Annotated in this window: 14 protein-coding genes; 6 read left to right on the forward strand and 8 right to left on the reverse strand. The window is 68.5% G+C overall.

What is annotated here, in order from left to right; translation table 11 throughout:
- Positions 1 to 37: 37 nt before the first annotated feature.
- From FGD71_RS21035 to FGD71_RS21045, 3 genes are all read right to left on the reverse strand, one after another.
- Positions 38 to 238, reverse strand: a complete 201-nt coding sequence (locus tag FGD71_RS21035) for a DUF397 domain-containing protein (RefSeq protein WP_119102032.1) — start codon at positions 236 to 238, stop codon at positions 38 to 40.
- A 201-nt stretch (positions 239 to 439) separates the two neighbouring features.
- Positions 440 to 1,297, reverse strand: coding sequence for a helix-turn-helix domain-containing protein (locus tag FGD71_RS21040; RefSeq protein WP_119102033.1), 858 nt, complete (start codon positions 1,295 to 1,297; stop codon positions 440 to 442).
- Positions 1,298 to 1,708: 411 nt separating this feature from the next.
- Positions 1,709 to 2,464 carry a GOLPH3/VPS74 family protein gene (locus FGD71_RS21045; protein ID WP_119102034.1) on the reverse strand — a complete coding sequence of 252 codons (756 nt, stop codon included), beginning with the start codon at positions 2,462 to 2,464 and terminating at the stop codon, positions 1,709 to 1,711.
- A gap of 239 nt (positions 2,465 to 2,703) precedes the next feature.
- On the opposite strand from FGD71_RS21045, the gene FGD71_RS21050 reads away from it, so the two are divergent.
- Both FGD71_RS21050 and FGD71_RS21055 read left to right on the forward strand, forming a co-directional pair.
- Complete coding sequence (locus FGD71_RS21050; RefSeq protein WP_162931184.1) at positions 2,704 to 5,439, forward strand: D-alanyl-D-alanine carboxypeptidase; 2,736 nt, start codon at positions 2,704 to 2,706, stop codon at positions 5,437 to 5,439.
- Positions 5,440 to 5,636: 197 nt separating this feature from the next.
- The gene (locus FGD71_RS21055; protein ID WP_119102036.1) at positions 5,637 to 7,655 is read left to right on the forward strand and encodes an MFS transporter; all 2,019 of its coding nucleotides are present in this window, start codon (positions 5,637 to 5,639) and stop codon (positions 7,653 to 7,655) included.
- Between the two features lie 43 nt (positions 7,656 to 7,698).
- On the opposite strand, the gene FGD71_RS21060 is transcribed toward FGD71_RS21055, so the two are convergent.
- Positions 7,699 to 8,205, reverse strand: coding sequence for a glutathione peroxidase (locus tag FGD71_RS21060; RefSeq protein ID WP_119102037.1), 507 nt, complete (start codon positions 8,203 to 8,205; stop codon positions 7,699 to 7,701).
- A 36-nt stretch (positions 8,206 to 8,241) separates the two neighbouring features.
- Between FGD71_RS21060 and FGD71_RS21065 the strand changes: the two genes are divergently transcribed.
- Complete coding sequence (locus tag FGD71_RS21065; protein ID WP_420878328.1) at positions 8,242 to 9,153, forward strand: SMP-30/gluconolactonase/LRE family protein; 912 nt, start codon at positions 8,242 to 8,244, stop codon at positions 9,151 to 9,153.
- Here FGD71_RS21065 and FGD71_RS21070 read toward each other — a convergent pair.
- On the reverse strand, positions 9,092 to 10,126 hold the full coding sequence (locus FGD71_RS21070) for an ArsR/SmtB family transcription factor (protein ID WP_119102039.1): 1,035 nt from the start codon (positions 10,124 to 10,126) through the stop codon (positions 9,092 to 9,094). The genes FGD71_RS21065 and FGD71_RS21070 overlap by 62 nt on opposite strands.
- Before the next feature lie 105 nt (positions 10,127 to 10,231).
- Here FGD71_RS21070 and FGD71_RS21075 point away from each other — a divergent pair, with 105 nt between their 5' ends.
- Complete coding sequence (locus FGD71_RS21075; protein ID WP_119102040.1) at positions 10,232 to 11,461, forward strand: MFS transporter; 1,230 nt, start codon at positions 10,232 to 10,234, stop codon at positions 11,459 to 11,461.
- Here the strand turns inward: FGD71_RS21075 and FGD71_RS21080 are convergent.
- Together FGD71_RS21080 and FGD71_RS21085 are read right to left on the reverse strand one after the other, a co-directional pair.
- On the reverse strand, positions 11,363 to 11,602 hold the full coding sequence (locus FGD71_RS21080) for a DUF397 domain-containing protein (RefSeq protein WP_119102041.1): 240 nt from the start codon (positions 11,600 to 11,602) through the stop codon (positions 11,363 to 11,365). The two genes, FGD71_RS21075 and FGD71_RS21080, sit on opposite strands and share 99 nt — an antisense overlap.
- Entirely contained in the window at positions 11,599 to 12,423 is an 825-nt protein-coding gene (locus tag FGD71_RS21085) for a helix-turn-helix domain-containing protein (RefSeq protein ID WP_119102042.1), read from the reverse strand. The genes FGD71_RS21080 and FGD71_RS21085 overlap by 4 nt, the downstream gene beginning before the upstream one ends.
- A gap of 112 nt (positions 12,424 to 12,535) precedes the next feature.
- Between FGD71_RS21085 and FGD71_RS21090 the strand changes: the two genes are divergently transcribed.
- Positions 12,536 to 12,967, forward strand: a complete 432-nt coding sequence (locus FGD71_RS21090; protein ID WP_240436694.1) for an ATP-binding protein — start codon at positions 12,536 to 12,538, stop codon at positions 12,965 to 12,967.
- Here the strand turns inward: FGD71_RS21090 and FGD71_RS21095 are convergent.
- Complete coding sequence (locus FGD71_RS21095) at positions 12,945 to 13,310, reverse strand: PH domain-containing protein (protein ID WP_119102043.1); 366 nt, start codon at positions 13,308 to 13,310, stop codon at positions 12,945 to 12,947. The two genes, FGD71_RS21090 and FGD71_RS21095, sit on opposite strands and share 23 nt — an antisense overlap.
- A gap of 247 nt (positions 13,311 to 13,557) precedes the next feature.
- Between FGD71_RS21095 and FGD71_RS21100 the strand changes: the two genes are divergently transcribed.
- Positions 13,558 to 14,202 (forward strand): hypothetical protein, encoded by a 645-nt coding sequence (locus FGD71_RS21100; protein ID WP_140935919.1) that lies wholly within the window; start codon positions 13,558 to 13,560, stop codon positions 14,200 to 14,202.
- Positions 14,203 to 14,240: the final 38 nt, after the last annotated feature.

Raw genomic sequence — 14,240 nt, forward strand, 5'->3', positions numbered from 1 at the left:
GTGCTTGTGAAGTTGTTGATCGAGGCATGGGCCAAGATCAGACGGCCTCTTGGCGCACCTCTGCCACGAAGGCGTTCCAGGCGTCCGCGGGGAATGCCAGGGTGGGACCCTCAGGATCCTTGGAGTCCCGGACGGCCAGTGCGGACAGAAGGGGGGACTTGACCTCGACACATGCGCCGTTTCCTTGGGAGTACGAGGACTTCGTCCACGCAGTCGTAGCGCCCTGCTTGATTGCCATGTTCGCTCCGGTAGCCAGTTGCTGTGCTGAGTTGCTCGTGCGGTTTCCGCCAAGGTTGTTGCTGCTTGGCGTGATCGACGCTACTCGCCAACATCGCTGAACGAAGCAACTATTCACTCGACCGGGTGGCATATACCGGAAGGGTCTTCCGCTGTGACGCGCTGAAGGTGTACTGTGCGCCACCTTCCCGCGCCGGCTACTTCACCGCGCATAGTCCTTCGCGATATTTGCGATGAATTCACGGGATTGATCAGCATTCAGTGCCTGTGCCCGGAGATGTTCGTACATGACGCTGTATTTCTGAACGTCGTTTGCTTTCTCCAGATACAGATCGCTGGTGACGCCTTCGATGTAGACCACGCTCGAATCGGCGGCATCCGGGAACTCGAGGATCGCGTACTGCCCGCTCACTCCCGGATGGGCCCCCATCGTGAAGGGGATCACCTGCACCGTCACATGCGGCAACTGGGACATCTCGGTGAGATGCTCCAACTGCTGGATCATCACCTGCTCGTTGCCGACTGCCCGACGCAGCGCGGCCTCGTCCAGGACGGCCCACAGGCGCAGAGGAGCCTCCTGGTCGGAGATACGTTCCTGTCGGCGCAGCCGTACCTGGACGCGCTTGTCGATGTCGCCGGGGGCCGCCTCGGGCAGTGCGCCCGTGATCAGAGCCTCCGCGTACGAACGGGTCTGCAGCAGTCCCGGGACGACGAGCGGGTCGTACACGCGCAAGCTCGCCGCGTCCGTCTCCAGGCCGATGTAGACGCTGTACGGGATGTCGCCGAAGGAGTGCCACCAGCCCTGCTGGCGGGAGTCCTTCGCCATCTGCATCAGTGACTCGACGATGCGGTGGTCCTCGACCTCGTAGACGCCGCACAGATCGCGTACGTCGCGCTGGCTGATGCTGCGACGGCCGTTCTCGAGGCGGCTGATCTTCGACTGCGAGACCAGCAGGCGCTCGGCGACCTCTTCGGCCGTCATGCCCTTGAGCTCTCGGAGCCGACGCAGCTCCTGGCCCAGCCGGCGTCGCCTGACGGTGGGATTGACATTGGACGCCACGAGACGTGCACCTCCGGCTGCGCGCTGCCTGTACTTTGCGTATCTGCTGTTGAGCAGATTGCCACCAAGATGCTTGCTACCGCTGGGAAACGGCGGATATGCGCGGGTACTCGCGCCGAGTTCGGGATGTGGGGGTCTACATACGGCCGCGCGGGGCGGCGGGCCGTGTCGTCGTCCGGACGTACGGCCCGCTGCCCCGCGCGGTCCAGCGGCTCCCGAACCGGGTCTTGGGGACTTGCGGTGCGGCGCTGACGGATGTGCGTGGTGCGTGATGCGTTGTGGTGCTGGTACCCAGTGCCTGGTCGTGTGCCTGGTGCCGAGCGGTGGTGTTGCGGGTGTCGTGCTGGGTGCGGTCGTGCCGTGCCTGTGTGTGCCGAGGGCCAGTGGTCCGAGGACCAGCGGCTCAGCGGCTCAGTGGGCCACGGCGCGCGCCATGGAACCGTGGTGCTGGTGCAGCGGAACACCCCGAGCGGGTTCCGGTGCGGGCCTGGCTCCGGGAGCGGCCTGGCGGCCGGCCGGTGCCGGGCTGCGGCGCGGCTGGGCAGCCACACCGTTCTGGACGTCCATCACGGCGTGCGCCACGAGGCCGCCCATGGGGTCGTGCCGGATCAGGTCCCGGAGGCGGGAGCGCGAGGAGCGCCCCTCGTTCCCCGGGTAGAGGTGCTTGCCCAGGCCCACGGCGTGCGCCAGTGCGGCGAGAGCGGCCGTCCGCGGGTCCGGTGGCACACCGGTCCTGATAGCGGAGTCCAGCCGGGACCTGATTTCCCGGCTGATGGCCGTTTCCGTCGCCTGATAGCGAGTCGTCGGCAGCACCCCGCACATCTGGCCCGCGACGGCGTGAACCATGCCGCAGCGCTCCAAATGCGAGAGATACGTCTGGCGCAGCCCCAATCGGGGCCCGCCGATCCAGTGAACCGCACGCACGGGAGCGCCACGCCTTCGCAGCAACTCCAACGCGCAGTCCAAAGTCGGATCTCCAGTCGGCCGTGGTACGACCACGGCGATACGATCCCCGTCTGGGGCTATCCGTCCGGCCAGCGCCAGCTCCACTAGCTGTGCTCCGGCCAGACCGAGGTCGAGCGACTGCGGCTGTGCGGTGGTACCCGTGGCCGGGTCCAGCGCCAGCAGCAGAAGCTCCTCCGGAATTGTTCTGCGGCTCCTGCCCATCCATGCCTCCCCGCGTGGATGAATGACAGGGTGACCCCTCTCACAATGGTCTGTCGAGAGTGCGTGACCGGTTCGTAGTGGAACCAGTAGGTATGTCGTTCTCGTCTACGCCGGAGGGTAAGCCCGCACACAGGACACTGGTACATGGTTCGGACAGTGCGTCCCGGCGCTGCTGGCGGCTCTTCAAGGGTTCATGGTTCGGTTGGGCGCACGGTGAGTGGCGCATTGAGGAGGCATCGGTGGCGGGCGAGTCCCCCGACAGGTCGAAGCAGCACGAGTCGTCGGTAGAACCGACGTCGGGGAGCCCGGCTCCGGTTCCGGGTGCCGGTTCCCGTTCCGTGACGGGTGCCGATCCGCGCCTCGCGGTCGCCCAGGAGGCCGTGGCGGTCGTGCGGGTGGACACGGCTACGGCGGTGTTCTCCACGCGAGGAGTCGCGGAGCGGGTCGGGGCTTCGGATTCGGATGCCTCGGACACGCCTCCTTCGGGGGCCGAGGGCGAGGGCGCTTCGGAGTCCGGGGTGACCGAGGCTCAGGCGGGTGATGCACGGCTCAGGGAGGCTGTGGCGGCTTGGGTCGCGGTGGCGGACACCGAGGAGTCCGAGAAGTCCGATAAGTCCGAGGAGTCCGAGGAGTCCGAGGGCGCGGACTCGGGTGCGGTGGCTGACGGCTCGTCGGGTGACGCCGGCTCGGACGGTGACGACGACCTCGACGGTGACGGTGAGTCGCGGGGCGAGGTCGACGCCGATGCCGAGGGCGACGCTGCCACTGATGGTGAGGAGGACGCGGAGACGTCCGACGTATCGTCTTCGGCCGACGCCGAGGATGACGCCGACTCCGACGCCGACGCGGAGGATGACGGTCCCGCCGACGGCACGGCGGAGGACATCACGGCGGACGACATCGCAGACGACGCCTCCGGCGACGCCGGTGTCGCCGACGACGAAGACCAGGCGCCGGCCACTGCCGATGCCGAGCCGGCCGACGTTGCCGATGCGGAGCCCAGCGACGAGTCCTCGGGTGAAAGTCCCGCGTCCGATGGCCGTGGCGCCGACACGGATGCGGTCGAGTCGGATGCGGTCGAGTCGAAGACGGACGAGCCGAAGGCGGACGCCGACTCTGACGGCGAAGCCGCGCTCGCCTCCGACGGCGGAGATGCCTCGGACACCGAGACCGAGTCCGAGACCGAACCCGAGTCCGAGACCGAACCCGAGACCGAACCCGAGACCGAACCCGAGTCCGAGTCCGAGACCGGACCCAAGTCCGAGAGCGAGCCCGAGGAGGAGGACTCCAAGGAGGACTCCAAGGACTCGGTGGATCAGCCCACCACCACCTTCCGGGCTCGCCCGCCCGCCGTGGACCAGCCGACGACCATGCTCAAGGTGGGCGGCGACGCCAAGCAGGACGAGAAGGCGGACAAAAAGGCCGAGGAGAAGTCCGACGAGAAGGCCGACAAAAAGGCCGACGGGGAGCCCGAGGACAAGCCCGAGGACAAGCCCAAGAAGCCGGCGTCCGAGCGGGAAGCCGAGCGCACCAGCAAATTCGTAGCCCTCAAGCCGCTCGACGAACCGGCGCCGCCGAAGTCGAAGCCGGCCGCTCTGCCCCCCGAGCGGCCCACCGACCCGCCGTCCGCCGAGAAGACCACCGCCATCCCCCAGATCGGCCCCGAGCGGACGGCCCAGCAGCCGTTGCCGCCCAAGCCGCCGCTGGACCTGCTGGCGGAGCTGACGAACACGCCGCCGCCTCCGGAGACCCCGGTGCGGACGATCGTGCGCCGGGTCAAGATCTGGACGCCGTTGGTGCTGCTGCTGGCCGTGGTGTTTGCAGTCGCACAGGCCGTCCGCCCGTTGCCGGCGCCCGCCCTCACCTTGACCGCCGACAAGACGTACGCCTTCGAGGGCGACAAGGTCTCCCTGCCGTGGCCCGACGAGGGCCAGGGCTGGATGGACGTCAACGGCATCGGCACGGTCGACAACTTCGGCGAGCAGAAGCCCGTCGCCATCGGCTCGGTCGCCAAGGCCATGACCGCGTACGTGATCCTCAAGGAGCACCCGCTGAAGTCCGGCGATGAGGGCAAGAACATCCCCGTCGACGCGAAGGCCGAGACGGAGGGCGGGTACGACAAGGACGGCGAGTCCACGCTCAACACCCTCAAGGAGGGCGACACCCTCACCGAGAAGCAGGCCCTGGCGGCCATCATGATTCCGTCCGCGAACAACGTCGCGCGACTGCTGGCCCGTTGGGACGCCGGTTCCGAGAAGGCGTTCGTCAAGAAGATGAACGACGCCGCCAAGGATCTCGGGATGAAGAACACGACGTACACCGATCCGTCCGGTCTGAAGGAGACGACCGTCTCCAGCGCCGAGGACCAGGTGAAGCTCGGCAACGAGCTCGTCCGGATGAAGGCGCTGGTGGACATCACCAAGCTGCCCACCTGGAAGGACCCCTCGGGCAAGACCTGGCAGAACTACAACCGCCTCGTCCCGTACAACAACGCCATCGGCATCAAGACCGGCTCCACCACGAAGGCGGGCGGAAACCTGCTGTTCGCCGCCACCCAGGATGTCGACGGCGAGGTCGTCACCGTCGTCGGCGCGATCCTCGGCCAGCACCAGCCGCCGATCATCGACACCGTCAACGCGGTCAGCAAGACCGCGATGGTCGCCGCCCAGGAGGCGCTGACCTCGCGGAAGATCCTGAAGAAGGGCGATGTCGTCGGGTACGTGGACGACGGGCTCGGCGGTCACACCCCGGTCGTCGCCACGAAGGACGTTTCCGCGGTGGGCTGGGCCGGACAGTCGGTCGAGCTGAAGCTGAGCGAGGGCGGTACGACCATCCCGCACGAGGCGAAGGCGGGTACGAAGGTCGGATCGCTCAGTGTCGGTGACGGCACGGGCGGCGCCGTCGAGGTTCCCGTCGCGCTCCAGTCGGACCTCACGGAACCGGGCTACGGCTCCAAGCTGACCCGGGTGACCTGACGCGGGTGGCCTGACCCGGGTCAACTGACCTGACCCCGGGTGAACCGACCGGGATGAGCTGAGACCGCACCCGGCGAGGGGCAGCCTTATACGGGCGACCCCCGGCCGGGTGCGTGCTAGCGTCGCGAGGATCGAGGCAGGTCGTCGGCAGCGACCCGGCCGAGCGTGGAACAACGGGACATCGGGAGTGCCTTCACGTGGCGACAGCGGAGCCGACGCATGCCGACGACGCCGAGCCGAGCCGACAAGCCGGCTCGCGAATAGGGACGCATGCGCGTCAACAGGTCGACGACCGCGAGACGTACGAGACTCGTGGTGGGAGCCGCGAAACGACCACGCCTGAGACCCCCGAGACCCTCGAGAGCCCCGAGACCCCCGAGAGCCCCGAGACCCCCGACAGCACCGGGACCCTCGAGAGCCCCGAGACCTCCGGCACCCCCGACGCCCCAGGCGCCCGTTTCGCCCGTTTCCTTCGTCACCCCATCACCCTGGCCACCGCGCTCTCCGGTGCCCTGCACGTCATCTGGTTCTTCACGTTCGCCAGCAGCGGCGGAGACCTCGCGGCGCAGGACGCGTGGGCGGAGTTCGTCGGACGGCACCCGGACTCGGCGTACAACCTCGCCTGGTACGGCGGTATGCACCCGGTGTCGTACAGCGTCGTGTCCCCGTACCTGATGTCGGTGCTCGGCGTGCGGACGACGATGATGATCTCGGGGACGGTCTCCGCGGGCCTGCTCACGATGATCCTCCTCCGCAGCCGGGCCGTGCGGAACGTCCGATGGACCGTGCTCGCCGGGGTGTTCGCACTGTTGTGCAACGCCGTCTCCGGCCGCGTGACCTTCGGACTGGGCACGGTCTTCGCGCTGGGCGCGACCGCGGTCGTGTTCTGCTGGCCATACCGGTGGCGTTACAAGCGCTGGGCCAAAGCCCTGTGCGCCGCCCCGCTGGCCGGGCTCGCGACCGCCGCGTCCCCGGTCGCCGGGCTCTTCGTGGGCCTGATCGCCGTGGCGCTGTTCCTGCAGAAGCGCCGGCCGGGCGCGTATGCGCTGGGCCTCGCGCCCGCTGCCGTGGTGGGTCTCTGCGCGTGGCTGTTCCCGTTCTCCGGTACGCAGCCGATGATCTTCGGTTCGACCGTGCTGCCCCTGCTGTTCTCGGGCTTCACCTACTTCCTCGTGCCCAAGGAGTGGAAGACGGTCCGCATCACGGCCGTCGTGTACGGCATCTCCGTCCTCCTCGTCTGGCTGGTCAGCTCGCAGATCGGTTCCAACATCACCCGTCTGGCGATGCTCTTCGCGGGCGTCACGCTGATCGCCGCGCTGCCGTTCACGGAGCCGCGCTCGCGCAAGTGGTACGCGGCCGTCGTCGCGTTCACCGGATTCGTCGCGTGGATCGGCTACAAGGCGGTGGACGACGTCGTGCACGGCACCCCCGCGGCGTCCTGGGCGCGCGAGCTTGCCCCGCTGGTCAACCAGCTCCAGGTGCAGGGCGCCGAGAAGGGCCGTGTGGAGGTCGTACCGGCTCGCTCCCACCGCGAGGCGTCCGCGCTCGCGCCGTACGTGAACCTCGCCCGCGGCTGGAACCGGCAGGCGGACATGGAGCGCAACCCGATCTTCTACGACGACACCCTGAACTCCGCGAACTACCACGAGTGGCTCCAGCGCTGGGCCGTCCACTACGTCGTCCTGCCCAAGGACGATCCCGACGGGGACGGTGGGGAGCGCGAACGCGAGCTCGTGCAGCGTGGCCAGCCCTACCTCAAGCAGGTGTGGGGCGACGCCAACTGGCAGCTCTTCCAGGTCACCGACCCCACTCCGCTCGCCGACCCGCCCGCCACCGTAAAGAGCGCCGAACAGGACGAACTGACGATCAAGGTGAAGCGGGCGGGCACGGTCCTGATCCGCATCCCGTACTCGCCGTGGCTCGGCCTCGTCGACGCCGAGGGCAAGAGCGTCACCCCGCCCCAGGAGACCGAGGAGTCCAAGCGGCGGGAGAACGACGACCTGCCGAAGACGTACGAGAACCTCAACGGCTGTCTGATGCAGGCGGAGAAGGACGCCAAGGGTGACCAGTGGACGGAGCTGCTGGCCCCGAAGGCCGGCACCTACCGCCTGGCGGCGCGCTACCAGCTGCCCCGGGGCACGGGGTGCCCCGAGGAACTCCGCGAGGCACGCGAGGCACCCGGCTCACCGCCGGGTGACGCACGCACCACCGAGTGACGCACGCACGCACCACCGAGTGACTTCAACGGCCGGTACGGAGTCAGCCGATGGCCTTCTCCACCGCGGCGACGACCTCGGCGGACTCCGGCTCGGTCTGCGGGGAGAAGCGGGCGGCGACCTTGCCGTCCCGGCCGATCAGGAACTTCTCGAAGTTCCAGCGGATGTCGCCGCTGTGCCCCTCGGCGTCCTCGGCCGGCACGAGCCGCTCGTACAGCGCGTGCCGCCCCTCCCCGTTGACCTCGATCTTCTCGGTCATCGGGAAGGTCACGCCGTACGTCGCCGAGCAGAACTCCGCGATCTCCTCGGATGTGCCGGGCTCCTGGCCCAGGAACTGGTTGCACGGCACTCCGAGCACGCTGAAGCCCTGCGCGGCGTACCGCTCGTGCAGCCGCTCCAGGCCCGCGTACTGCGGCGTGAGCCCGCACTTGGAGGCCACGTTCACAATGAGCACGGGCTTGCCCTGGTACTGCCCGAGGTCGGCGGAGCCGCCCTGGAGGGCATCGATGTCGACGTCGAACACGGATACAGAAGATTCGTCAGTGGTCATGCCCGGATGCTAACCGCGCTGGGTAAAGTCACCGGCGTGACCACGGTGAATGGGATCTACGAGACACTCGACGACCGGTTCCGCACCGGGCGCTGCACCCTCGGGGACCGGCACCTGGAGCGCCTGTACGAGGGCTGCCGCTGGGCCGAGGGCCCGCTGTACGTCCCCGCCTGGCGCCAGGTGATCTGGAGCGACATCCCCAACGACCGGCTCATGCGCTGGGACGAGGCGACGGGCACGGTGGGCGTCTTCCGCGCACCGGCCGGCAACAGCAACGGCAACACCGTGGACCGTCAGGGGCGCCTGATCTCCTGCGAGCAGGGCAACCGGCGGGTGACGCGCACGGAGCACGACGGGCGGGTGACGGTGCTGGCCGACCGTTACGACGGCAAGCGGCTCAACAGCCCGAACGACGCCGTCGTACGCTCCGACGGCACCATCTGGTTCTCCGACCCCGACTTCGGGATCGTCAGCGACTACGAGGGACACCGGGCGGAGAGCGAGATCGGGGCCTGCAACGTGTACCGGCTGGACCCGGTGACGGGGGAGATCCGCATCGCCGCGGGGGGCTTCGAGGGACCGAACGGTGTCGTCTTCTCGCCCGACGAACGGCGGTTGTACGTCTCCGACTCCCGCGCCGCCCGTGTCTCCGTCCACGAGGTACGCGACGACGGCTCGCTGTCGTCCGGCAAGGTGTTCGCCGAGGGCAAGGAAGGCGTCCACTACGACAACATCCGCTTCGACGACGAGGGCCGTCTGTGGGTGGCCGCCCTCGACGACGGCGTGCACTGCTACGCGCCCGACGGCACCCTCATCGGGCGCCTGCTGATCCCGGAGACGGTGTCCAACATCGCGTTCGGCGGCCCGAAGAACAACCGGATGTTCATCACGGCCACGACGTCGTTGTACTCGTTGGTGATGTCGGTGACGGGGGCGCCGCGGATTTGACGAGCACTTCGCCGGCGGGCGTCCGGGAGTAGAGCACTGACCGTCCCGCCCGCCGCCGCTGGACGAGCCCGGCGTCGAGCAGGACCTTCAAGTGACGGCCGACGGAACCGAGCCCCTGCCCGGTCACGGCCACCAACTGGCTCGTGCTCAAGGGGGAGCCGAGCAGCGCGAGTACGCCCGCCCGAGCGGGCCCGAGCAGCCGGTTGAGGCTCTCGGGCGCGGCGGTCGGTTCCGCCCCGGCCAGCACGCCCGAGCACGGGTAGACGACCGCGTACCGGTGCGGCTCCTCCCAGCTGACCCAGCCGTGCCGCTGGGGCGTGACCGGCACGAAGAAGAGTTCGGCGCCGGAGATCTCGCGCGGCGGGTACTCGTGCAGGTTGACCTGGAGCCGGTTCTCGCCGAGCCAGCGCATGCCCGGCCGCAGGGCGTCGAGGGCGGCGGCCCAGCCGCCCTGGCTCAACTGGACGGTGCGGGCGACGACATCGGCTTCGAGTACGCGTCGCCGCCGGGCCCAGTAGGGGCGTACGGCTTCGGTCCACACGTACTCCAGCAGGTCGGCGGCGCGGGCGGGCAGGTCCTCGCGGCCCTGGAGGATCGTCGGGAGGGAGCCGCGCACGGCGACGGTGAGGTGAGCGCGGGCGGCTTGGGGAGACGCCTCCCGTACGCGGGCGACCTCCGTCGTGAACTGGGCGCCGCCGTCCTCGGGTTCGACCGGCAGGCCGGTCGGGGTCGGCGTGAGGAAGTCGGCGATCCACTCCTTCCCGAGTCCGGCCGCCACGAGGGCGGCGGTGACCGGATCGGCGGCCAACCGCCGTCTGTAGTCACCCAGATGGACGTCGAGCCAGGCACGCTCGCCCGGGTGGGCGGCCGTCCCCGCGTGCAGCATCTTGAGACCGGCGAAGGTCTCGGCGAGCGGGGACAGCACGAAGCGGCTCCCGGCGAGGGTGTCGGCGTTGACCTGCCACCAGCCCATGTCCGCCCGCCTGCCCGCCTGGCTTGTCCGTCGCTCGCCGTCCCATGGTTTCGCCCCCGTGCGAAACATTAACGGCCGGGGCGAGGACACTTCGAGACTCCGCCCATGCGCTCCTACCGATCACTGTTCCGCACACCGGAGTTCACGCCGTTGTTCCTGGCCTCCCTGGTCCAGGTGGCGGCTCAGACGATGAGCGGTCTGGCCTTGGGCACCTTGGTGTACGCGGCCACCGACTCGCCCCTGCTCTCGGCGCTGAGTATGTTCGGACCGTCCCTGGCCCAGGTCCTGGGCGCGACCACGCTCCTGTCGGCGGCCGACCGGCTGCCGCCCCGGGCGACGATCACGGGCATCGCCCTGGCCTTCGCGGCGGGTACGGCGATTCTGGCGACGCCCGTGCCCCTGTGGGCGACCTTCGCCCTGATCCTGCTGCTGGGCCTGGTGGCCTCCCTGGGCGGGGGAGTCCGCTGGGGCCTGCTGAACGAGATCCTGCCCAAGGACGGCTATCTGCTGGGCCGTTCGGTCTTCAACATGGCGAACGGGCTCACGCAGATCACCGGATACGCGACGGGCGGCGTCCTCGTGACGGTCCTGTCCCCGCGCGGCACGCTGCTCACGGCCGCCGCGCTGTACCTCGCGGCGGCGTTCGCGGCCCGCCTCGGCCTGACCCGCCGGGCACCCCGCGCGTCCGGTCGCCCCTCCGTGGCCGAGACCTGGCGTACGAACGCGCGCCTGTGGTCGTACGCGCCCCGCCGGAACGTCTACCTGCTCCTCTGGATCCCGAACGGACTGATCGTCGGCTGCGAGTCGCTGTACGTCCCGTACGCCCCCGACCACGCGGGCCTGCTCTTCGCCTGCGCGGCGCTGGGGATGTTCGTCGGGGACGTGACGGTCGGCCGCGTCCTCCCGCCCCGGGCGCGGCCTCGGTTCGGCATCCCGTTGCTGCTGCTCCTGGCCGCTCCGTACCTGGTGTTCGCTCTGCGGCCGGGGACGCCTGTGGCGGCGGTCGCCGTCGCTGTAGCCTCCGTCGGCTTCGGCGCGAGCCTGGTCCAGCAGGAACGGTTGATCTCACTGACTCCCGCTGAACTCAGCGGTCACGCCCTGGGGTTGCACTCCGCCGGGATGCTCACGACGCAGGGGGTGAGTGCGGGGCTCGCCGGGGCGGTGGCCCAACTGACGTCGCCGGGCGCGGCGATGGTGGTGATGGCCGCCGCGTCGATCGCGGTGACGCTGTCGCTGTCAGTCGCGGGTCAGCGTGAGGAACGACGTCCAGGTGGCGGGGGCGACGGTGAAGGTCGGGCCGTCGGGGTTCTTGGAGTCGCGGATGTGGATGGCTGAGGGGTGGGTGGCTACTTCGATGCACGCGCCGCCCTGCTCGCTGCTGTAGCTGGACTTGCGCCAGGTGCAGGCTACTTCGATGCAGTTGCCGCCCTCGCTGCCGCTGTAGCTGGACTTGAACCACTGCAGTCCGGTGCTCATCGCTCTCCTAGCAAACGGTCCAACAGGCACTTGGTCTCCTGCGGATTGAGCGCCTGTGTCCGCAGCATCGCATACTTGCGCTCCAGGATGGACACCTCGTCGGGCTCGACGATCAGCCAGCCTTGGCGCTGGCCTTCGACGTAGGCGACGCGCTGGTGGTCGTGGGTCTCGATGAGGACGAACGGCCCATCGAGCCCGGCATGGAATTCGCGCCCCGTCGGCATGACTTGGAGGGTGACACCCGGCAGACCGGCCCATACGAGGATGCGGCGCAATTGATCGACGTACACCTCGTCTCCGCCGAGTCGGTCCATCAGGACCGACTCGGAAATGATGAAGCTGGCAGTCGGCGGATCCTTGCGGTGCAGGATCTCCTTGCGCTCGATGCGTGCCGCGACACGCTGCTCGATGTCATCCTCACAGAGGGTTGGGACTTTGTTGCGGAGGACCGCGCGGGCGTATGCCTCAGTCTGAAGCAGCCCAGGTAGGACCTGGTTCTCGTACGAGGACAGCGCAAGTGACTCCCGCTCCAGATCGATGAACTCCTCAGCCCACCGAGGAAACAGATCCACCTCAGGCATGTGATCCAGTGCGGCCGACAACACCCCCTTGCTGTCGAGGACTCGATCCAGCAGCTCCGCGAAGTCCTCCTTCAGCGGCCGTCGACCCTGCTCGATCGACGCGATGGTCTCCTCATCCACCAGCGCACGCTCGGCCAGCGTGCGCTGGGTGAAACCAGCTGCCCGTCTCAGCACACCCAGCTGCGCACCGACCATCTTCATCGCTGACGCGTTCTTGCGAGAACGCTTCCTGGAGTTCATGCGCTCCAACTCCCCGCCACGGCACGTAGGTTCACGCCAGCGAACCCGTACAAGAAATCCGTACGGATCCACTCACTGCTCCATGATGACCACAGAGCGTGATGCTGGTCCCGTGAACAACGAAACCTCACCCGCTCCCCGCGAACGCTTCTACCGGCGGGAACGCCAGTCGATCCCGGCGGCAAGGGAGTTCACGAGGGCGGCGCTGGAGGACTGGGGCGTACGGAAGGAAACGTGCGACGACGTCCTGCTGTGCGTCAGCGAACTCGCCACGAACGCCCTTCTGCACGGCGTACCCCCGGGCCGGGGCTTTCACCTGCGCCTGTTCCCGTACGGCGACGGAGCGCTCCGCGTGGAGGTCCACGACAGCGGCGACGGGGAGCCGCGCGTCGAATGGTCCGAGGGGGAGTCGGGGCGCGGACTGCTGCTCGTGTCGTCGGTGGCGGACAAGTGGGGCGTGGCCGAACGGGACCCGGGGAAGATCGTCTGGTGCGAGTTCGCCCCGGCCGGGAGGTGGCCTCCTACCGCGCCACGAACTGCGTGAGGATGGCCTGGACTTCGTAGATGTCGACGCCCTTGGTGAAGGTCTTCTCGATCGGTGTGGGTGTCCCCGAGATCCAGATCTTGAGCTCGGCGTCGAGATCGAAGTGGCCGGCCGTCTCGACCGAGAAGTGCGTGATGCTCCGGTACGGGACGGAGTGGTACTCCACCTTCTTGCCGGTGATCCCCTGCTTGTCGACCATGATGAGGCGACGGTCGGTGAACAGGATGGTGTCGCGTATCAGCAGGTACGCGGCATACACCTGCTCTCCCTGCCCCATCAACCGCGCGTAGTCCCGCTGTGCGTTCGCCGGGTCGACAGTGTGCGCGTTTCCGAACAGCGCCATGAGAGTCCCCTGATCCTTTGCTCCGGTCTTGCGGAACCCGCCTCGGACACTCAGACGCCATGTGACCGCCCGACGTTGAACGCCAAGCTTAGCGAGTCATCGCAAGACGATGCCGAGGTCACGGATGACGTGGGCTTCGCCGCACGCGTTATGAGGGAGATCACAGGGGCGGCTCCCTGGGCAGCGCAACCTGCTGATGGGCCGGTGGGTCATTTAAGCGCCCAGTTCACTCCCACGAAAGGGATCCATGAAGTTACGTCGTGCTCTGTCGGCCGCCGCTACCGTCGCCGCTTTCGGCTCCGCCGTACTGCTCGCTTCTCCTGTCGCGCACGCGTGGGGAGGAACGACCGCGGACAGCGGTACTCTCTCCGTGTCGGCCACCAGCGAGCCGTCCGCCACGCCGTCTCCGACATACACCCGCCCGGACTTCTGTTCCGGCATTCCCGACGAGGAACGAGGGAAGACGGAGCTGCGCGGCCTCCCGAGCGAGATCGTCGCCGGTTCCGGGTGGCACGAGTTCACCTATCGCGTGAACAACGTCTCCACGGTCACGGTGATGGAGACCGACCTCGATCTCTCCCTCGGTACCGCCGACCCGGAGATCGACGACGTCTCCGAACTCGCCGTCACGGTCGAGTGGTTCAACCCGCAGACCGGCGCGTGGAAGCCCATCGAGGGCGACGGCGCGGAGTGGGACGACAACTACGACTTCGCCACCCTGGGCACCCTCAAGCCGGGCGAGTACGCGGACGCCGCGATGCGCATCAAGATCGCCAAGAGTGCCAAGGCGGGCACGGGCTACTTCTTCACCTCGGGGTATTCGTACGGTGAGGACGGCCAGTGCGGCTTCGACGAGATCAGCCGGTTCGACTTCACCGTCCTGCCGGGGTAGTGCGGAGCCGCCGACCGCGGCCGCCATCGGTGGCGGCC

This window comes from Streptomyces sporangiiformans (assembly GCF_005768555.2).
Lineage (GTDB): Bacteria > Actinomycetota > Actinomycetes > Streptomycetales > Streptomycetaceae > Streptomyces > Streptomyces sporangiiformans.